General features: G+C 67.7%; 21 protein-coding genes. 9 read left to right on the top strand and 12 right to left on the bottom strand.

Going from position 1 to position 19,115, the window contains the following annotated elements; all coding sequences use genetic code 11:
* Window positions 1-12: 12 nt before the first annotated feature.
* Window positions 13-330, bottom strand: a complete 318-nt coding sequence (locus ACIA5C_RS37575; protein WP_396063749.1) for a DJ-1/PfpI family protein — start codon at window positions 328-330, stop codon at window positions 13-15.
* On the opposite strand from ACIA5C_RS37575, the gene ACIA5C_RS37570 reads away from it, so the two are divergent.
* Window positions 302-859 (top strand): NADPH-dependent F420 reductase, encoded by a 558-nt coding sequence (locus ACIA5C_RS37570; RefSeq protein WP_396063747.1) that lies wholly within the window; start codon window positions 302-304, stop codon window positions 857-859. The two genes, ACIA5C_RS37575 and ACIA5C_RS37570, sit on opposite strands and share 29 nt — an antisense overlap.
* 204 nt (window positions 860-1,063) lie before the next feature.
* Here the strand turns inward: ACIA5C_RS37570 and ACIA5C_RS37565 are convergent, their stop codons facing one another.
* Both ACIA5C_RS37565 and ACIA5C_RS37560 read right to left on the bottom strand, forming a co-directional pair.
* Window positions 1,064-1,393: a hypothetical protein gene (locus ACIA5C_RS37565; protein WP_396063745.1), complete on the bottom strand. Its 330-nt coding sequence runs from the start codon at window positions 1,391-1,393 to the stop codon at window positions 1,064-1,066.
* A gap of 63 nt (window positions 1,394-1,456) precedes the next feature.
* Window positions 1,457-2,383 carry a phosphotransferase family protein gene (locus tag ACIA5C_RS37560; protein ID WP_396063743.1) on the bottom strand — a complete coding sequence of 309 codons (927 nt, stop codon included), beginning with the start codon at window positions 2,381-2,383 and terminating at the stop codon, window positions 1,457-1,459.
* A 431-nt stretch (window positions 2,384-2,814) separates the two neighbouring features.
* Here ACIA5C_RS37560 and ACIA5C_RS37555 point away from each other — a divergent pair, with 431 nt between their 5' ends.
* Together ACIA5C_RS37555 and ACIA5C_RS37550 are read left to right on the top strand one after the other, a co-directional pair.
* Complete coding sequence (locus ACIA5C_RS37555; RefSeq protein ID WP_396063741.1) at window positions 2,815-3,102, top strand: PAS domain-containing protein; 288 nt, start codon at window positions 2,815-2,817, stop codon at window positions 3,100-3,102.
* Window positions 3,096-4,001 (top strand): diguanylate cyclase domain-containing protein, encoded by a 906-nt coding sequence (locus tag ACIA5C_RS37550; RefSeq protein ID WP_396063739.1) that lies wholly within the window; start codon window positions 3,096-3,098, stop codon window positions 3,999-4,001. The genes ACIA5C_RS37555 and ACIA5C_RS37550 overlap by 7 nt, the downstream gene beginning before the upstream one ends.
* Window positions 4,002-4,010: 9 nt before the next feature.
* Here ACIA5C_RS37550 and ACIA5C_RS37545 read toward each other — a convergent pair whose 3' ends face one another.
* Window positions 4,011-5,171 carry a PQQ-binding-like beta-propeller repeat protein gene (locus ACIA5C_RS37545; RefSeq protein WP_396063737.1) on the bottom strand — a complete coding sequence of 387 codons (1,161 nt, stop codon included), beginning with the start codon at window positions 5,169-5,171 and terminating at the stop codon, window positions 4,011-4,013.
* 1,069 nt (window positions 5,172-6,240) lie between these two features.
* On the opposite strand from ACIA5C_RS37545, the gene ACIA5C_RS37540 reads away from it, so the two are divergent.
* The 3 genes from ACIA5C_RS37540 (at window position 6,241) to ACIA5C_RS37530 (ending at window position 10,541) form a co-directional block, all read left to right on the top strand.
* On the top strand, window positions 6,241-6,414 hold the full coding sequence (locus ACIA5C_RS37540; RefSeq protein WP_396063735.1) for a winged helix-turn-helix domain-containing protein: 174 nt from the start codon (window positions 6,241-6,243) through the stop codon (window positions 6,412-6,414).
* Window positions 6,415-6,548: 134 nt separating this feature from the next.
* Window positions 6,549-6,878 (top strand): CU044_2847 family protein, encoded by a 330-nt coding sequence (locus tag ACIA5C_RS37535; RefSeq protein WP_396063733.1) that lies wholly within the window; start codon window positions 6,549-6,551, stop codon window positions 6,876-6,878.
* A gap of 27 nt (window positions 6,879-6,905) precedes the next feature.
* Complete coding sequence (locus ACIA5C_RS37530) at window positions 6,906-10,541, top strand: NB-ARC domain-containing protein (protein WP_396063731.1); 3,636 nt, start codon at window positions 6,906-6,908, stop codon at window positions 10,539-10,541.
* 267 nt (window positions 10,542-10,808) lie between these two features.
* On the opposite strand, the gene ACIA5C_RS37525 is transcribed toward ACIA5C_RS37530, so the two are convergent.
* The 3 genes from ACIA5C_RS37525 to ACIA5C_RS37515 all read right to left on the bottom strand — a co-directional run bounded on the left by ACIA5C_RS37525 (window position 10,809) and on the right by ACIA5C_RS37515 (window position 12,337).
* Window positions 10,809-11,216, bottom strand: coding sequence for a hypothetical protein (locus ACIA5C_RS37525; RefSeq protein ID WP_396063729.1), 408 nt, complete (start codon window positions 11,214-11,216; stop codon window positions 10,809-10,811).
* Between the two features lie 88 nt (window positions 11,217-11,304).
* The gene (locus ACIA5C_RS37520; protein WP_396063727.1) at window positions 11,305-11,481 is read right to left on the bottom strand and encodes a hypothetical protein; all 177 of its coding nucleotides are present in this window, start codon (window positions 11,479-11,481) and stop codon (window positions 11,305-11,307) included.
* A gap of 214 nt (window positions 11,482-11,695) precedes the next feature.
* Window positions 11,696-12,337, bottom strand: coding sequence for a TetR/AcrR family transcriptional regulator (locus ACIA5C_RS37515; RefSeq protein WP_396063725.1), 642 nt, complete (start codon window positions 12,335-12,337; stop codon window positions 11,696-11,698).
* A 225-nt stretch (window positions 12,338-12,562) separates the two neighbouring features.
* On the opposite strand from ACIA5C_RS37515, the gene ACIA5C_RS37510 reads away from it, so the two are divergent.
* A complete protein-coding gene (locus tag ACIA5C_RS37510) occupies window positions 12,563-13,480 on the top strand; it encodes an NADP-dependent oxidoreductase (protein WP_396063723.1) in 918 nt (305 codons plus the stop codon).
* Window positions 13,481-13,567: 87 nt separating this feature from the next.
* Here the strand turns inward: ACIA5C_RS37510 and ACIA5C_RS37505 are convergent, their stop codons facing one another.
* Entirely contained in the window at window positions 13,568-14,413 is an 846-nt protein-coding gene (locus ACIA5C_RS37505) for an aldo/keto reductase (RefSeq protein ID WP_396063721.1), read from the bottom strand.
* A gap of 36 nt (window positions 14,414-14,449) precedes the next feature.
* Window positions 14,450-15,049, bottom strand: a complete 600-nt coding sequence (locus ACIA5C_RS37500; RefSeq protein WP_396063719.1) for a Crp/Fnr family transcriptional regulator — start codon at window positions 15,047-15,049, stop codon at window positions 14,450-14,452.
* A 99-nt stretch (window positions 15,050-15,148) separates the two neighbouring features.
* On the opposite strand from ACIA5C_RS37500, the gene ACIA5C_RS37495 reads away from it, so the two are divergent.
* Window positions 15,149-15,409, top strand: coding sequence for a YciI family protein (locus tag ACIA5C_RS37495; RefSeq protein WP_396063717.1), 261 nt, complete (start codon window positions 15,149-15,151; stop codon window positions 15,407-15,409).
* A 10-nt stretch (window positions 15,410-15,419) separates the two neighbouring features.
* Here the strand turns inward: ACIA5C_RS37495 and ACIA5C_RS37490 are convergent, their stop codons facing one another.
* On the bottom strand, window positions 15,420-16,448 hold the full coding sequence (locus ACIA5C_RS37490) for a PQQ-binding-like beta-propeller repeat protein (RefSeq protein WP_396063715.1): 1,029 nt from the start codon (window positions 16,446-16,448) through the stop codon (window positions 15,420-15,422).
* A 159-nt stretch (window positions 16,449-16,607) separates the two neighbouring features.
* Between ACIA5C_RS37490 and ACIA5C_RS37485 the strand changes: the two genes are divergently transcribed.
* Window positions 16,608-17,330, top strand: a complete 723-nt coding sequence (locus ACIA5C_RS37485) for a DinB family protein (protein ID WP_396063713.1) — start codon at window positions 16,608-16,610, stop codon at window positions 17,328-17,330.
* A 378-nt stretch (window positions 17,331-17,708) separates the two neighbouring features.
* Here ACIA5C_RS37485 and ACIA5C_RS37480 read toward each other — a convergent pair whose 3' ends face one another.
* Window positions 17,709-17,906 (bottom strand): zinc-ribbon domain-containing protein, encoded by a 198-nt coding sequence (locus tag ACIA5C_RS37480; protein ID WP_396063711.1) that lies wholly within the window; start codon window positions 17,904-17,906, stop codon window positions 17,709-17,711.
* 167 nt (window positions 17,907-18,073) lie between these two features.
* Window positions 18,074-19,093, bottom strand: a complete 1,020-nt coding sequence (locus ACIA5C_RS37475) for an aldo/keto reductase (RefSeq protein ID WP_396063709.1) — start codon at window positions 19,091-19,093, stop codon at window positions 18,074-18,076.
* Window positions 19,094-19,115: the final 22 nt, after the last annotated feature.

Here is a 19,115-nt window from a genome sequence, read left to right as displayed (position 1 = left end):
CTCACCGACGAGTCAGGCCCGACCTGCGGCCCCGGTCAGCCGGCGGCCTCGCGCGACGTCGGCCTCGACGAAGTTCCACGGCCCGTGGCAGATCGAGGCGACCGGCTTGCCCGACTGGACGAAGTTCCGGACGAACCGCACCGCGGCCGGTTCCATCCGCAACTTGTCCGGGTTCACGGTCCCGCCCGGCAGGAGCAGGGCCTCGAAGTCGTCGACCGCCACCGCGCCGACCAGCTGGTCGACCGCAAAGGTGCCGGCGTCCTCGAGGTCGTGGTTGCGCGCTTGGATCTCGCCGCTGGTGATGGAGACGACGACGGTGCGGGCCGGCATCCCGGTCAGCATCGCCAGCACCCGCGGACCCGAGTCGATCCGCCAATTCGCCGCATCGCTCGGCGCCGGCGTTCACGCCGTACCGCTGGAAGAGGCACTGGAAAGCGAAATCATCTTTGTGGCGATCCCGTTTCTGGCCGTCGAGCAGTTCGCCAAGTCTTTGCCGGACTGGACCGGCAAGACCGTCGTCGACACCATGAACGCGCACTACGCGCCCGGCTCGGCCGAAGTTCTGCGGGGCCGGCTGTCCACTCGGTACGTCGCCGAACAACTCTCCGGCGCCGACGTCGTCGAGGCCTTCAACCATCTGCCGGCGAACACCTTGGCCGCCGAACTCGACCCGAAGCTGGGCCGGCGGGTCATCCTCATCGCGACCGACTCACCACGGGCCGGCGACCGGATCGCCGACCTCGCCGGGCAACTCGGGCTGGCCGCCGTGCAACTGGGCCGGGTCGACGAGGGCGGCCGCCTCATCCAGGCACCCAACGCCCTCGTGCTGCGCAACCTCACCGAACAACCACTTCAGTGAACGCCGCGCTCCCTGCGAGACATCGTCAGAAGGATGGGGAACCGTGAAGTCGGTACTGATCATCGGAGCAACGCAGGGAACCGGTCGCCTGCTGGCGGCCGAGTACGCCGGCCGGGGCGCGAATGTCATCATCACCGGGCGCGACTCGCAGCGGGCCACCCAGGTGGCCGGCGAGCGGCGGCCACGTCTGAGAAGCAGTCCCCATCAGGCGGTGAGCAGACGTTCGATCCGCTCGTACTCGGCGGCCATCTCCGGTTTGGCCAGAAAGTCGCTGAGATCGGCCGAGACGTGGAAGTCGACCTGCTCGATGGAGCGGATAGCAAGCTCGTAGAGCTCGCCTTTCTGGCCCGTCTCCAGGTAGGTCGTCCAATGCTCGAGTGCCGAGATCATGGTCAGAAGTCCGGGGTCCATGTCGAGCAGTAGTTCCTCCCGGACGAGCCGGGCCACCGTCTCGGCGCCGAAGCGGCGGAGGGTGTCGTCGTCGGCCCCACGGACCAGCTGGAGAATCGCAGCTTCGAGCTCGTCGTATTTCACCGCCGCAGTCTATGAAGGGCCGCCGCGTCGAACTCTTCCGCACCCGCCGCAGGGGCCGGGTCGCTAGGACACGAGCAGCGCCTGCAGTTCCGGAAGCCGAGCGAACAGGACGGGCAGGCCGCGTACGCCGTTGCGCACGGACTCGTGCGACAGCGCGAGGTCAGGGCCGGTGCTCGCCTCGACACCGGCGAGGCAGCGGAGGATGTTCCACCTCGTGTGCCCCAGCCAGCCGCCGATCATGAATACGAACCAGCTTGGGCCCCACGTCGGCAGCGCGCCGCCCCCGGCGACGTAGCCGTCGAGGACCGAGCGGAAGACGGCGGGCCGAATGTCGTCGAAGCCAGGTCCCTTCGCGAGGCTCAGCGCGGTCGAGCCGAGCTCACCGGACAGGTCGAGCATTCCCGAGAGCTCCCAGTCGAGCACCACCGGCCGGCCCCCTCGGGAGAGCAGGTTCCACGGTTGGATGTCCCTGTGGGTCAACACGGCGGGGCCCGGTCGCTCGCAGGTGTCGACGAACTGGGCGATCGCGAGCAACGTCTCGACCTGGGAGGTGAGTTCGTCGGCCCAAGGTTGTCCGGTCGCCGTCGCCCGCTCGGCGAGCTCGGGCCAGTCCCGGGACGTCGGGTCCTCGCTCGAGACGTCGGTCCAGGCGACGTCGAGCGCGTGGAGGCGCGCGAGCATCTCACCGATCTCGAACGCGTACGCCGCCGGCACCGGCGCTTCGGGCATCTTCTCGCCGTCGACCCATCGATGTACGAGTGTGTGTTGACTCGCCGAGATCGGCTCCGGCATCGCGATGCCAGCGGTGAAGGCCGCCCGTTCGAACCTGAACACGTCCTCGGCGCGGTAGGTCCAGCGGCGATCGAGGAGGTTCAACTCCTTCACCGCGAACGACCCCTGATCGGTGTCGAGGCGGTACATCCGGTTGGCGAACCCGCCGTGGATCCGGATCATCGGACCGATCGGCGTGCCGAGACGGGAAAGGTCCACCCGACGCAATGTAAGGGCGGCAGTTCGTCGGTGCAACCGCGTTACCCGGGATCAAGTTCTGTCAGATCTTGGCGGCGATGATCGGGCCGAGGCGGCCGCGACCTTCCGGTGTCCGCCGTCGTTCGGGTGCGTGCCGTCGCTGAAGTCGGTGCTCGCCAGCCATCCCTCGGTGTTGACGTAATAGAGCAGGCGGCGATGTGGCATGAGATTCCCTCCCGGCGCGCGCCCCGATCCGGACGTGGAATGGTCACCGCATGCGACCTTCGTCCGAATTCAGGCTTTGCGAGAGGCGGAGGGGCACCTCCTGTGGCGTGCGGGACAATACTTCCTCATACATTCGAGTACGTCAATGTATTAATTGAAGCACCCGGAATGGGGCCCGGGACGTCGAAATGGCTAACATCGGCACGCGGACCGCCGAATGTGCGGTCATGACCGCTGCACCCGGACGCATGCGCAAGAACCTCACGGGCGTCATCGTCGAAGTCGACGACCTGGTGCTGGGCGTGCTGGGCTTCACGCGAGAGGACATGCTCGGGAAGCGGTCCACCGATTTTCTGCACCCCGACGATCACCAGGAGGCGTTCTCGGCCTGGGTTCAAATGCTCGGTGACGCCTCGTTCTCGCGCGCGATCCAGGTGCGGCACCGGAATTCCGCCGGCCGGTGGACTGGGTCGAGGTCACGAACGCCGCCGACGCGGCGGACCCCGCGATGGTGAATACCGAAATCGTTCTGATCGACCGGCCGCCGGACGACCGTACGTCGGTCAGCACTCAGCTGCTGCACCACCTCTGGGAAGCGCTGCCCTTCGGTATCGCCCAGATCGACACCGATCACCGCATCGTCTTCACCAACGACAAGTTCGACGAGATCACCGGCCGGGCCGACGGCGAGCACCTCGCCGACCGGCTGGATCGGGTACGGCCTGCCGACCAGCTCGCGCTGGACAAGGCGGTCCGGACCGTACTGGCGGGCGACGACGTCGAGATCGAGCTGTCGATGACTCGGCCCCACCTGGGCGTACGGAGGTGCAGTGCGGTGCTGAGCACGCTTGTCGGCCGTTCCGGCTACGGCACCACCGGCGCCCTGCTGTGCCTCACCGACATCACCCACCAGGCACGGCAGCGGGACGAGATCCTCCATCTGGCCATGCACGACGACCTGACCAAGTGCCTCAACCGGCCCGCCGTGCTCGACGCCCTCGCCGCCGCCTGCGCCGACGATACCGGGGTGGCCGTGATCTTCATCGATCTCGACGAGTTCAAGGCCGTCAACGACACCTACGGCCACGCCGCCGGTGACAGCCTGCTCGTCTCCATCGCCGACCGGCTCCGGCAGAGCACCCGTAACGCCAGCATCGGCCGGCTCGGCGGCGACGAGTTCCTGGTCATCGCACGGAACGTCCCGTCGCCGGAGCACGCCGAACACCTCGGCCGGCGCCTGGCCCGCGCCGTACGCCGTCCCCTGCATCTATGCGGCACCATCCGGCCGTCGGCGAGCGTCGGCGTCGCCTGGTCGGCCGATCCGCACGCCGACCCGTCCGCGCTCGTAGCCCGGGCCGACGCCGCGATGTACCAGGCGAAGCGGCGCCGGCACGCGCACGTCACGGTTGGCTGATTCGAGGGACTACGGCGCGAAGGAGGTCAGCGTTGAGCCGGTCCGGCCGTACAACCTGCCGTTAGCAACCACCGGTGCGCTCCGGAGGGTGCTGGTGTCGGCGGTCAGCTTGATCGGGCTGCCGGTGCTCGCTGCGAAGGCGGCCAGCGGCTTGCCGTCGGCGCGCCAGCCGTAGATGACGCCTCCGCCGAGGGTGAACTCGACTGGGCCGTCGTCGGCGAACGAGGCGCTCCAGGTCTTCTTCCCGGTGGCCGCGTCCACCGCGAGCAGGCCCTCATCATCGAAGGTGTGCAGGTAGACCCGCTTGCCGTCGGTGGCGAAGCCGAATGTCGCACCGTAGTCGGGAAAAGTTGCGAGCACTTTGCCGGTGGATGCGTCAATGATCTGGATCCGGTCGTCCGGGTTGCAGCGCACGTAGAACTTGGAACCGTCGGTGGAGGCGCCGATCGGGGTGGAGCAGTTGTCGCCGGCCGGCCATACCGTCTTGCCGGTGGTGACGTCGATGGCGGCGGCTGGGCCGTCGTCGCCGTTGACCACCAACCGGCCGCCGGCCGACACCGTCGCGCCGTTCACCGTGCCGACCCGGGACCATACCGGTGCGCCGTCGGCGATGCGGTAGCCCCGCAGCACGTACGTGCTGATCGAGGCGTCCCACGCGCCGCCTACCAGGACGCCGCGGTCGGCCAGCAGCCCGTACATCGGTGCGGCGATCTGCCGGGTGTAGCGGATCTCGCCGGTCTTCACGTCGAGCGCGATCAGGTACGCCTTGCCCGAGGTGCACTTGCGGTACTGGGCGATCAGCGTGCCACCGACCACGGCGGCAAGATCGATATCACGGTTGCCGTCGACCGGGGTCCGCCATTTGAGTACGCCGGTGCCGGCGTCGTACCCACTGATCCGGTACGCATCGGCGGTGACCAGTCGGTTCGCACCGACCAGGGGGCCCGACGGGTCGGCGCACTTGACCGTACTCAGCGGGACCGTCCACCGCGGCTTGAGCCGGGCCGCGACGGCTGGAGTCAACCTGCTCTCGCCCGGGTTGAAGGAGTCGCCGGTGGCGTGCGCGGCGGCCTGACCCCACTCGTCCGGGCTGTCGGCGCGCGCCGGAACGGCCCCGGCAGAAACACCGAGCACGGCGGCCAGCACGATCGGCAAGGCAGGATGTTTCACGGCAGCTCCCTCATCCCGGATCAGATAAGCTCCAAATTAGGACAAAGAGGCTTCTCCGTCGTACGCCGCGCGCCGAGGTCCCCCGGCCGGGTATCGCTTAGCTGGCATGCGATGTCCGACGAAGCCTTTGGCTCCTTGAACAAGGAACGGTTGTCGGCATGCCGGACCGTCTACTCTGCTACGCGGCACCGGCAAGCACGACGCTTCGATCACCGGGGTCGGTCAACCTGCCGGCGAGGCGCCGACCTCGGTGACCGGTACGAGTCCGCGTCGCGCCGCCACGGTGCTATATCCGCGCCGCGCCCGGCGGCCTTCGTCACGGCCCTGCGCAGCGCGGTCAAACAAGGCACGATGCCGACGGAAACCATCGCCAGAGCCGCCTGCACAGCGCATTCCGCCGAGGCATGCGATTCGCCCGTGACGCGATCACGGACCGAGATATCACGGTAGTGGTCGATGACGTCCGCGCGGACAGGGCCCTGGGTTGGGTCGCAGCGTCTCAGCCACGGGAAGCCACTCATGCTGCTGCCGCGTTCGCCGTAGGCCTTCAGGCCCAGAACCAAGTACACCTAACGCACACAGATCCGGAATACCCGGCGATCCGATTCGACGGAAGACCACCAGCTCAGCGGCAGCTTTCGTCTGCTTACGCGCGTCACGTATGACTTCGTTCCGCGCCCGGATCACCGCGAACACGAACGGGACCGGAAGCAGCTGGCGAGTCTGAGCAGCGCTTCGCCGGTGTATCGAAAGCTTCGGCGACAGATCATCCGCACTCGGCGAGCCTGCGCGGGCTGGAACAAGACGTGAAGCTGCGCGCTGATCAGGTCATCGGCATCAGGACCTTGTCCATCTTGGTCGGAGGAAATCTCGTTTTCGCAGGTCGCGGTTTCGTGGAAGCTCCTGATAGGCATCGGTATGGCTGTATCGGGGGATAGATCGCTGATCGGTTGCCCGACCACTTTCGCCATAGCACCGGCGCCGGATTTCACTGACGGTCTAACCTAAATGAGCACTAGAACGGTGAGGCATCGCTGGGGTTGACGGCGGGGATTTCTGTGGACGTGAGGTGGGGCATGTCGTGGCGCTGCACGGCTGGAACGATGTCCGCTGGGCTCTGGCCCGGGCCGCCGAGGTAATCGAGCGCCGCTTGGCGGTCGCTAGCACGCTGCGCGGTGCGTCCTATCTGCTTCTCCGCATGGGCTACATGCCAACAAGTCCGAACGCGCAGGGCCAGCGCTAGCAGCTCTGCGTCCGGACTGCCATCGTCGGCGGCCGCGAGTCGGAGCCCTTTCGGGCGAGTTGCTGAGGATCATTCAACCCTGGGATCATTCCTACCTGGCAACGGTTGGAGGCCCGGTGGTACAGGCGATTCCGGTGCAAGTGGATGCGATCGAGGTGTTGCTGGAGGTCACCCCCGCGACCGGCTCGGAGCAGACCTCGGCCGCCGGACGCGCCACCGACTATGTGGCAGGCGCGTTCGAGAGGGCGCAATCGGCGGTCGAGGCGATCGCCGTGTCGACGGCGCGGACGATCGACCGGGTCTCCCGCCGGGTCGGCCGGCCAGAGTCGGTGGAGGTGGAGTTCGGGGTGAAGGTGTCGGCGAAGGGGGACGTGATCGTGGCCGGCTCGTCCGGCGAGGCGTCGCTGAAGGTCAAGATCGTCTACCGCGGCGAAGCGGAAGATCCCGACACGCCGGCCTCGTAGCAGCAAACGCGGAGGCGGGAACGACAAATGGCGCAGGTACCGGAATTCCTCGCGCGAATTCTCGGTCCGGACGGCAGGGCAGCAGGCACCGGATTCCAGGTCGCGTCTGGCTTCCTGGTTACCGCCTGCCACATCCTGGCTGATCTGGATTGTGATCGGCTCGGTGCAGCCTTGAGGACGGATGCATTGGCCGCGAATCCCCTTGACGGCCCGGTAGATCCCATCGAGACGGTGGTCATAGTCTCTGACGCGCGCCACGATCTCGCGGTGCTACACCGCGCCGAGCCGTTGCCGGCGTCCGTCTCCGGCTTGGTGCCGACCGACAGCGTCGACCCGCTGACACGGGTCGTCGCGACCGGCGTGGCACAGGTCGACGACCGCGAGCACGTCTATCGGCACCTCGACGCCACCGGCACCTGGGAGGGCGGCACCCTGCGCGACGGCGTGTCCCTGGGCCGTCTTAGCTCGTCGGCGCTGGTTCGCGGGATGAGCGGCGCCCCGGTTCTCCGGATTTCCGACAACGCCGCCATTGGGGTCGTCTCCGCCCGCTACAACAGCGTTGACGGCTGGCTGCGAGATTCGGTATGGGTGGCCCGCATCGAGGACCTGATGGACCTGATGGAGGGGATAGCGGAAATCACGGTCAGTCGCCGGGTGTTGCTCGCCGAACCGGTGCGGACGGTGCTCTCGGTGGTGACGCCCGCCAGGTACGCCCTGTCCCGGCTTACCACCGCCGCCCCCATCTTGGCACTCCAGGGTCCGCACGAGGCGGCGCTCGAGGCGACGAAGGTGCTCATGGCCCTCGACGACTCCTGCCAAGGACTCGGCAAGCTCGACGATGTGGTCGAGTCGCTGGTCGGCGCCGCGGTCCGGGCCGGGCAGCACGACGAACGGGAGGACCGCGAACTGCGGGACCGTCTCCGTGTCCGCGGCCTCGATCCGCGGGTCCTGGTCCCCGCCCTGGCTGGGCACGACGAGGCATGGCAACGATGGACGCAGCCGACCCCCGGCGCCTCCGGTCCGGTCACCGTCGCCGTTGCCACGCGCCTCCTTGGCTCCCTGGCACGGGCCCTGACCGACGAACTCAAGTCGCCGATGTTCGCTGGTCTGTCGTCCGCCTGCCGGCAATACCTGCGGGAGGCGCTGCTCAGCACGGACTCCCCCAGCCTCCCCGCATTTCTGAGCGCCATGGCCGCGATCCTCCCACCGCCGCGGTCGACGTCGGTCGAAGCGGTGCTAGTGCATTCCGAGAACGGCTCCAGTGCGACCGCGGAGCCTCCCGCGACCTACTACCGGCGCGAGAAGGCCTCGATCGCCGCGCAGATGTGCAGGCTGCCGGACCCTGATCCTTACCTCACCGGCCGCTCCCACCTGATCGGCAAGATTGTTCGGGCGATCACCGACCAGATGGCACGCAAGGGCTCGGCGACCGCGTTCCTGTCCGGGCAACCCGGCGTCGGCACCTCGACGGTGGGCATCGAAGCGGCGCGACGGCTGACTGAGGTGTTCCCGGGTGGCGTCTTCCACGTCGACCTGCACGGCCTCGCCGCCGACACCAGGCGCGACATCCCCACGGTGATCCGCATCCTGGCCGAAGCGCTCGGGCTCGACCTCGGCGAAGGACCAATCGACCAGGCCGGCCGACTAGCCGTGTTCGCCGCTCGGCTCCGTGACCGGCGAGTGCTGCTCGTCCTCGACAATGCCCTGAACGCCGCCCATGTCTCGATGCTCACCGGCGCCCTGACTGGTGCCGCAATCATCGTCACCTCGCGAGACCGGATGCAGAGCTACGCCGACCGTGGCCTGGTCTTCCGCGTCGAGCCCCTGGCCCGCGACGCATCGGTAGAGATGCTGTCGATACTGACCGGCGAGCAGGCGACCCAGCGTCGTCTGCTGCAGCGCATCGCGCACCTGTGCGCCGACGTCCCGCTGGCGCTGCAGATGATCGGCGCCCGGATCGTCAGCCGGCCCGATCTGTCTCTCGACTACCTCCTCCATATCCTCGAGGAGGAAACGACCCGGCTCGACTACCTCGACGCGGGCGACCGAGCCGTCCGAGCCGCGATCAAGCTGAGTTACGACAACCTGGATCAGGCCGCCCAGCGAGTGATGCGACTCGTTGCCGCCTCCCCCGGAGCGGCCCTCACTGGCACCGAGCTCGGTCACTGCGTCGGCGGCGTTGCCCTGCAACAGGAACTGCTGCTCAACCGCCTGGTCGACCGCAGCCTCGCCGAGCAGCACGTGGTCCGATCGTTTGCCGGCTCCATCCTCGCCACCTTCAACCTCTTCGATCTCGTTTTACTGTTCGCCAAAGAACGACTGGCTGACGAGGAGACCGAGGAGACGGTGCGCGATTTCCAGCTCCGGGCGGTCTCCCATCTGCGTGACCGTCTAGCCGAGGTGGCAGGCACGGATCGTGGCGTAGACCTGTCGGCGGAGTTGGACCCGTCCCGCTTCCACGCCGCCGAGCGTCTGGCCGAAAGCCGGCAGTGGTTGGACCTCGCATTGGAGCTGGCCACCGGCCTGCACGACCTCTACGAGCAACGTGGCGAGCTCGACCGGGTGGTGGCAGTCAATGAAACCCGCGTTCACCTGCACTTGTCCCTCGGCGAGTCGGACGCCGCGGTGACGCTCTGCCTGCTCAACGCCGACCTGCTCGGCGAGAACGCGCGGCCGCAGGCGGTGGACTGCGCGCGGCGGGCGGCCGGCATCGCTGCCGAACATGGTTTGCTCCGCCGGGTCGCTGAGGCCGAGTTCAAGGTGAGCCTGCTGTTGTGGGCAGACAACGACCACGCGGGTGCGCTGGCCGCCGGCGAAAGGGCCGGCGCCCTTATCAACGTGGGCGGCCAAGACTCGGTCCTGGTGCCAGTCGCGATCAACAACTGCAAGCTGGCACGCGAGATGGGCGATATCGAAAAGGCGCTCTCCTGGGGCCGCACGGCGACCGAGTTGGCCGATCGATTGTCCGACGGGAATCTGCGGGCCTCCGCGGCATTTAATCTGGCCCGGGCACAACATCACGCCGGGCGACACGACGTCGCCATCGAATCCGGCCGCCGGGCAGAGATGCTCTATCAAGTGGAGAAGAATTGGTGGAACTCCGCTGTCGCCGCTCAGAACGCGGCGCTTTCCGCCGAGCAAGTCGGGGACACGTCCGCCGCGGTCCGACTGCGGAAGCGGGCGATCGAGCACTGGGAACGCCGAGGTCTAGCCTCCCATCTGGTTGACTCCATGGTCGAGCTCAGCGCCCTCCATGCACGGCTGGGCGCATATGAGCTGGCTGGCCAGGTCCTCGAGCAGGCGGCCCGGGCAGGCTCCGATGCGCCAGCTCTCCTCGGTGCTGAGGTGCGGATGCGCTACCAGGCGAGCCGTCTGTTCGTCGGGACCGAGCCCGGTAACCTGGGCAGCGAGATCGACCACTTATTCGAGACCTTGGCCAGCAGCGCACCAGGTGACGTTGAGAAGGTCGACGCCGAGCTCGACCGCATCCAGGGTGTTCTCGATCGGTTCTACCGCGGCGCCCTGAGCACGCCCGAGGCCCGACGGCAAACGCAAGAATTCCTCGTCTCGGGCACCCGCAACAAGGTGCCGCCCGCACCGGAGTGGCTGCACCAAGACCTGGGGGCGCAGGCTGCCAACCGCGCCATGCTGAACGGATCCTAATCGGCCGCTGAACTGGAAGCCCAAGTGACCTAGGTGATCAGGATCGTCACGATGGGCCTTGCCTGCGTAACCGGGTCAGGCCGCGTTCGGCGTTGACGTCGGCGAGGCGCAGGGCGAGAGCGCCGCCCCGCCAACAGGCCGTTTCGGTGTGCAGGCGCAGCAGCAGCCGTACTCGCCGGTATACCCGAAAGCGCGGACAACTTAGTCAGCGTGTAGCGGCGCGTCGGCTGCGTCTTGGCCGCCGGTCGCGGGTGGAGGGCGCCTCGGTCAGGGGCCGGTCAGTGACTCCACGTGGCTGACGCCGAAGTAGTAGACAGCGTGGCCGCCGTTGCCGGCCATCAGCCGGGCAATAGCGACCCGTTCCGGGTAAGACGCCGGCACGACAATCATCGACTCGCCCTTGCGCAGGCCTTCGTCGTACAGCTTGATGATCTCGGCCTGGTAGCCCCAGCTCTCGAAGAACTTGAGGACTCGTTGCCCGATCCCATGGGGCTCGGGGTCGAGAATGCGTAGGCCGTCCGCGCCGTGCAGGACGCCGACGACATCTGTCTCGATGCTCAGCTCTGGCAAGGCCGCCATGATCGGTACGCAGTGCCGGCCGCCTGGGACGAGCCCCGCGACCGCCTCCAGCGGGCGGAGGTCGAAAATCTTGACATTTTCCTGGGGTCCGGTCATGACGCGCCGCCCGGGGCGGGCAGTACGGCGTCGGCCCGGGGAAACTGGTGGCCCGCGTCGGCCGGCCCGGCCGGATTCGCTCCGGCCGTCACCGCAGGATTTCCGCAAGCTCGTCCATGATGGCCGGTTTCGGCCGCGCGCCGAGGATCGACTTGACCAGTTCGCCGCCGGAGAACAGACCCATCAATGGGATGGATTGGACCTGGTAGGTGTCGGCCGAGGACCGGCCGGTCGGCCCGCAGCACGTCGTCTTCGAACGAGGCATCGGTGACAGTGTTCCCGCTCATGATTCCTCCCTGTCGGTGTTCGGCACGCCCGCATCGTAGACCACCTGCGGTTGGACTAAAAAGTCCACTTGTATCTGCCGGAGAGCTGCCGGTCGGCATGAGAGAGAAACTTGAATAAGCGTGTGTCCTGAACTGAGCACTGCGGTGGAGTCAGCGCCTGTGCTTCGACTGGACGCTCGGCTTCGTTGGACTCTATAGTCCGGTTGTGCTCGCTTGGAATGTCTCGACATGTGCCAGCGCCATGTCCAAGGCCACCCGCATGGGTTCGGCGTCGTGCGCCGTCTGAGCCAGCAGGTAGCCGCCCTGAACGGCGGCCATCACGGCTACGGACAGCGTCGCCGGATCGGCGTCGGCGCGCAGCGTGCCGTTGTCGCGCATCCGCCGGAAGCCGTCCGCGAGCAACCGTTCCCAGGTGGCGAAGTGGCCGGCCAATGCCTGCCGGGCCTCCTCGTCGGTATCAGACAGCTCTGCCGCGAGCGTGCCGATCTCGCACCCGTACGCGCCGCTGCGCAGCACATTGCGCTGCAACACGGCGTCGCGCCATCGGCGCAACCCGGCAAACGAGCTGACGCCCCGCAGCAACTGGACCTGACGCTCCAGCACCACGCCGGCCTGATATGCGACGACCTCGCGGACCAGCGCCTCTTTGGCCGTGAAGTAATGGTAGAGCTGGGACTTGCTGGTGCCGCTCGCGACCCGGACCTCGTCGAAGGTGGTGGCGGCTACGCCCTTGACGGCCATCAGCTCGGCGGCCGCCAGCACGATGCGTTCCCGGGTGGCCGCACCGCGTGCGGTCAGCCGGGCGCCCTCGCTCTTCACCGCCGGGTCGACCACGGCCGCCAGGCTACCCGACCGCCGGCCCGCCTTCTGGGAGAACCTGGGCTACCACATCTGCGGCCACCCCCGGCGCGAACAGCGCTACACCGGCGATTGACCACAGTGTCCACGACTCTGTCCGTGGCGGGACGCCCGAATACAGTACGACGAGGCCTTCCTGTCAACGGGTCGAACGGGTGTTCCACTCCAGCAACATTTACACCTGACGGAGAGATGATTCCCATGAAAGCGATCGTGGTGACGGACCAGGCTGCAGGAACGGCCGGGATGACGCTGGTCGAGCGGCCCGAGCCGCCGGCAGCGATAAACGACGTCATCGTCGAGGTTCACGCGTCGGGATTCGTACCGACCGAGATGGCGTGGCCGTCGACCTGGACCGATCGCCGCGACCGTGACCGGACACCATCGATCCCCGGCCACGAGCTGGCCGGAGTGGTCACCGCCCTCGGCTATGGCACGACGGGGCTGTCGGTGGGACAGCGGGTGTTCGGCCTCGCGGACTGGCATCGCGACGGCACCCTGGCGGAATATGTCGCCGTCGAGGCACGCAACCTCGCGCCGTTGCCGGGCGACGTCGACTTCACGGTGGGTGCGAGCCTGCCGATCTCGGGTCTGACCGCGTGGCAGGGACTGTTCGAGCACGGCCGCCTTCAGGCGGGGCAGAGCGTGCTCGTGCACGGCGCGGCCGGCGCAGTCGGGACGATGGTGACGCAGCTCGCGCGTGAGTTCGGCGCGTACGTCATCGGCACCGGACGCGCCGCCGACCGCCAGAAGACGCTGGACTTCGGCGCGCAGGAGTTCGTCGACCTTGAGAACGACGCTCTGGAAGACGTCGGCGGCGTCGATCTGGTATTCGACGTCATCGGCGGAGACATCCAGGAGCGGTCCGCGCGTCTGGTTCGACCCGGAGGAACGCTGGTGTCCATCGTTGGGCCGCCCGAGGCGCGGCCCACAGACGGCCTGGCAGTCGACTTCGTTGTCGAGGCCGATCGTGCCGAACTGCGTGAGGTCGTCCAGCGCGTGCGTGACGGACGGCTGCGGACGAACATCGGCAACGTCGCGACACTCGACGACGCCGTCGCCGCCCTCAATCCGACCGAGCGGAACAAGGGAAAGACGATCATCTCCGTTCGTCCGTGAGGACTCGCCGACAGCGAGCGGGTCGTGCCCGAGGTCAGCCGGCGCGGCAGTGTGGCGCCTGGAGTGGGTCTGTTCAGCCCGGCGAGGTCATACGAACAGTGGCTCCAACTGGCGCCGCGCCGCCAGCTCGGCCATCGCCTCGTCCGACGGTCGCTGTCCGAAACGCTCCGCCGCGTCGAGCAGCCGCGGCAGGACCTCGACGTCGCCGGTCGTCAGCAGGAACGCCTCCGGACGGCCGAGCACCCAGTGCACCCCCAGGTCGATGTCGGCCTGATCGCGCAGCGGCTCGTACCAGGTGGCCGCCGACTTCGGGCGACCTTCCCAGCGGCGCAGCGCCAGGCTCTTGATCGTCTGCAGGGCGACGCGCCGCTCGGCGCACACCGTGGCAAGCGCCTCGAACGTCTGCGCGTACCGAGGATCGCGCATCTGCACAAAGTTGTACGGTGCGAGCACCGAGTCGAACGGGAACCGCTCCAGACTCCGGCGATGCATCTCGGGCACCGACAGCCCGTGCCCGGTCACGCCGATGAAGCGCACCAGACCCTCCTCACGCGCCTCGATGGCCGCCTCGAGAGCGCCGTTCGGCCCCAGAGCGGTCTCCCACTCGATGACGTCGACGAGGTTGTGCAGCTGGATGGAGTCGATCCGGTCGACGCCGAGACGGTCCAGCGACCGGCGGATCTCCTCGCGCGCGCCCCGGTAGGTCCGCTCACCGGTCTTGGTCGCCAGGAAGAACATGCCGGGGTTGCGCCGCAACCAGGTGGCCACCCGCAGTTCAGCGTCACCGTAACTCGCGGCGACGTCGATGTGGTTGACCCCGTGGCGCACCAGCAGGTCAAATGCCCGGTCCGCGTCCGCCTTGGTAACGCTGCCGAGGGCCGCCGCCCCGAAGATCACACGGCTCGACTCTTGGCCGGTCGATCCGAACGGCATCCGAGGAATCATCCCGCGAGCCTAACCCGTTACTGGTCAATCAGCCGCGAAAGTGTTCAGCCGGGTTCGGTCGGCAATGAGGATGCCGTACGGGGTCAGTTCGACGGCACCAGCCTGGCTGAGTCGTGCCAATGCGCGGTTCACGGTGACGCGGCTGAGACCGGGCACGCGAGCCAACTGGTCTTGCGACCCGCGCCAGGCAATCGGCTGATCCGGATTTTGCTCGCTCAGCCATGTAGCAATCCGCGCGACGGCGGGCAAAGTCGCGACTTGCACCAATCTGCGTCGACCGCTCATGGCGTCTCGCGCGAGTTGTGCGAGAACGTGTTTACGTACCGACTGCTCCTCCTCCAGTAGCCGCACAAAGACGGCGGAGGGCAGCAGTCGTGCGGAAACGTCGGTCAGCGTTTTCAAGCCGGTCGCGGGTGGAGTTCCGTCGAGTACGGCCGCCTTGTCAACGATCGTCGGACCGCGCCACCGTGCGGGCCAGATCTCGACGCCGGCGGACGTGCTGTGCGTTGCCACCACCGTTCCCGACAGCAGGAACATCACCGATTGAGGCACCTCACCGGCTGGCCGCAGCACCGTACCGGCGGCGATATGTGCGTTCCGCGTCCGCTCGGTCAGGGCCTTCATCGCAGCCGGTGTGAGCATCCGCAGTGCCGGGATAGCGGCCAAAGGACCCATGTATCAACTGATACAGCGTCGAGCAGCTCGGCGACCTAGCGTGCCAGTATGTGGATCATTGAGCTTCGTCTGCTACCAACTCCTCAACGTCTGGCAGCACGTCCGGCACACCGAGCCCGTCTGACTGAGCTGCACCGTGCGGGCATCGTCCGAATGGCCGGCCCGCTGGGCGACGACTCCGGAGCGGTGATCGTCGTGGACGCTCCCGACCGCGCGGCCGTCGACTCGCTGATCGCCGCGGACCCCTATTTCGCGACGTCCGGAGTGGAGACGACACAAGTCCGAGAGTGGCGCCCATTCCTGCACTAACAGGGGTCGGTCATCGTTTGCTGGTCGGTACGTTGAGCGCGGTGAGGTGTCCCTTGCCGATCACGTACGCCAGCGTGCCGGCGCCGGTGAACGATTGCTCGACGGGTGTTGGCAGCCGCACGCCGGCGCGGACGCCCCCCTGGTCGACCACGACGACGCTGCGGTCAGAGCGTACGAACAGCGCTCCATTTACGGTGGGAACGGCAGCGCATACCGTACCGGGCGCCAGGGATGTGATGTCCGTGCGGCCGCCACCGGTCAGGTCGACCACCGTGATGCGGGAGTCTTCGGCCAGCATGAGCTTTCCGCCGGTCAGCACGGGGGTCTGGGGCGGGAGGTCTCGTTCGTGTTCCCAGAGCGTCTCCACTCCGATAGAGGGGTGGAAGGACATGACCGTGCGTCGGCCGCTGACGAACACCACGCGGCCGTCGTCGCTGTGGCTGAAGGCGTTGCCCGAGTCCGGGAACTGTACCGGTGCCGGCAGCAGCCACGTTCCTAGAACGGTCCCGGTCTGCGGGTCCTCGAGCCGGAGCTCCGCCCGGCTTGCGCTGGCCAGCAGCACCGCGTCGACGGCAGAATCGGTATCTGGTCGGAGCTGGACGGTAGTTGGCCAGGCCAGCGGTTCGCCCGCAGCGTACGGGGAATCGAACGGGCTGGGGGTACCCGTGGCGAGGTCGATTCGCGTCAAGGGGTGATAGCCGCGCCAACCGCCCAGGACGATGACGGACCCGCTGATACTCAGGTATCGGTGCAACGGCAGACCGGGTCGCGACCATATCGGGCGGCCGCTGTGCAGCTCGAAGCAGTGCAGGACTCCGCGCTGGCTCAGGTAGAGGCATCGCCCCTGCGCGACGGCGGTCGTGCCCCAGCAGTCCTCGACGCGCTGCTCCCACATCAGCGCCCCGGTCCTGGGCTCGAGCCGAACCAGGCGTGAGTGTCGTTCCGCCACGACGAGGACATCGGACGCCGCCACGGTCGTCGCGCTCGACCGTATGCACAACGAACGCGACCACACGATCTCCACGGGCTGAACCACCATCCAAGGCTATGCGCCATGCGACGTTTGAACCGCGTCGACCCGGGACGACTACCCGCCCATCGGCACGAGCAGCGTCGGCCGATGAAAGACCGAGCTCGACGGTGTGGCCGACCAAGCCGACACTGCTGACGACCGTGCGGTGCGGCTTAGTCTGTTCGCATGCGACGCTTCGACGACGAAGACCTCACGGGTGCGGAGTTCCGCGAGTGCGACCTGAGCAGGGCGCGGCTGATCGGTGTGGTCATGCAGGACGTTGAGATCGACGGTCTGGTCACCGACCTGGTCGTCAACGGCGTGGAGGTGATGCCGTACGTCGAGGCGGAGCTCGACCGCCGGCACCCGGTGCGGCTGCTGATCCGTTCCGATGAACCGGCCGACCTGCGCGAGGCCTGGCGACAGCTGCGGAAGGCGTGGGCGGCGACTACCGACCGGGTCGGGTCGATGCCCGAGGGCAGTGAGGATGTCGGCGTCGACGGCGAGTGGTCGATGGTCGAGACTTTGCGTCATCTCGTCTTCGTGCACGATTCGTGGTTTCGGCGCTGCGTACTCGGGCTGACCGAGCCGTTCACGGCGCTGGGACTGGCAACGCCGTTCGTGCCGGATCAGGAGAGGCTGGGGCTGGACACGTCGGCCCGGCCGGGTCTCGACGAAGTGCTGACCGTACGCGGTCGGCAGGCGTCGGAGATTGAGGCGTGGCTGGCCGAGGTCACACCGGAGCAGCTCGCAAAGCCCGCGCCGGTGCCGGACGACGACAGATGGCCCCCGTACGCCAAGGGCCGCAGCGTGCGGCAATGCCTCGGCACTGTGCTCAACGAGGAACGGGAACACCACGGTTTCTGCGAGCGCGACCTGGACAAGCTGTCGCGTCGGAGGACTCCGTAGGAATGGTGATGAGTTCCGGTGCTCCTGCGCCTGATGCACCTTGACCGCCGAGCCGATCGCCCAGTAGTAGCCAAGCCCGGGCCAGATGACCAAACCCAGGATGACAACCGCCCAGCTTGCCTTGTCCTTCATCGGCTGACCGCGATACGAGAGGTCCGCCAATATGACCGGGCCTTCCGCCGTACCGGAAACCGGCGAGGTGATGGGCGCGACCGACCCGGGCGGTCAGTACGTCGGGCCGAAGTCCTGACTGCGTGGGGCCGAAGTGTTGATCTACGGTCCGCGAGTGGCAATTCTGCGGGAGCTGACGAACCAGGGACGTGTAGTGGGCGGCCACTTGGCGACCGGCTGACCAGGCCGTCAGCCGGCGGGCGTGCTTCAGGCGGCCAGACGGGCGACCGCGCGGGAATCCATCCGCCGGAAGGCGTTGCAGTTGGCGCACTGCACGTAGTAGGTGCTCGGTTTGACGGGGAAGAGCGGAACGAAGAACAGCGTGAACCGGGTCGACCGCTTGATCATGGTCTGCTCGGCCTCAATCCGGCAGACCTCGCACAACAGCCACCGGCGGAAAGCCACGGTGTCACGGGTACGGAAGCCGAGTAGGAGAAACATGGCATCAGCGCCCGGGCGGGGCTGGCTCGAGGATGTCGAATGGCATGTCCCCCGGCTTTCCCTGATCTGACCGACTCAACCGCCTCGTCATGGCGCAGCCGGGCTGCGGCGTCGGAGACCTCGTCGCGGTACTAAGAGCGGCTGCGGTTCAGCTGCGCAAGCTTCCCCAGATCGAGCTGCTGCGAAAGCATCCGGTAGGGGTACATCTCCGGCGGCGGCGTGTGGGCGGCCAGCCGTACGTGCTCCGCTTCCGTCAGCGTGACGTCCGTCGCTCCGAGCAGGCCCTCGAGCTGGCTCAAGGTGCGGGGGCCGACGATCGGCGCGACGACGCCCTCGACGCCGAGGATCCAGGCGAGCGCAACCTGCGCGATCGTCGCACCCTTGTCGTACGCGATCGCCTCCGCCTCATCGACCACGCGGAAGTTGCGCTCGATGGCGCGGCGGTGGCGCGCCTCCTCGAGACTGTCCCCGGCGCCCGCCATCCGCGAGCCTGCCGGTGGTTCGGCGTCGCGCGAGTACTTCCCGGTCAGGAAGCCGGCCCCGAGCGGCCCCCACGGAATCACGCCGATGCCGGCGGCACGGCAGAACGGCAAGATCTCCACCTCGATCGAGCGCTCCACGAGCGAGTACTGCGGCTGCAGTGAGACGAACGGCGCCCAGCCGTTGCGGTCCTGCAGCCCGACCGCCCAGGCGAGCAGCCACGCCGGGAAGTTCGAGGCGCCGAGCGCCCGTACCTTGCCGGCGCGCACAAGTCCGTCGAGCGCTTCCAGCGTGTCCTGGAGTGGCGTGTCAGGATCCGGTACGTGGACCTGGTAGAGGTCGATCACGTCGATGCCCATCCGCCTCAGGCTCGCGTCGCACGCAGCGCGTACCCGGTCGGGCGCGAGGCCTTTCCCGGGAGGGTCGGAGACTGGCCGGCCGACCTTCGTAGCCACAACGACCTCATCGCGGTGCGAGGCCAGCCACGGCGCAAGCGTGCGCTCGGACTCCCCGTCGCCGTACACGTCCGCGGTGTCGAGGAAGTTGCCGCCGGCCTCGAGGTAGCGGTCCAGAATCCGGTACGACTCGTCGCGCGGTGTCCGGCCGCCCATGAGCATTGTGCCGAGGCCCAGCCGGGTCACCTGCAGCGGGCCAAGATTCCTGGTGTCCATAGGGGATGCCGCCTTTCCGTTG

The organism is Actinoplanes sp. NPDC051343, assembly GCF_044455125.1.
Taxonomy (GTDB): Bacteria; Actinomycetota; Actinomycetes; order Mycobacteriales; family Micromonosporaceae; genus Actinoplanes.
Note: the sequence above shows the minus strand (reverse complement) of the source record. Positions and strands in the feature narration are given on the sequence as shown.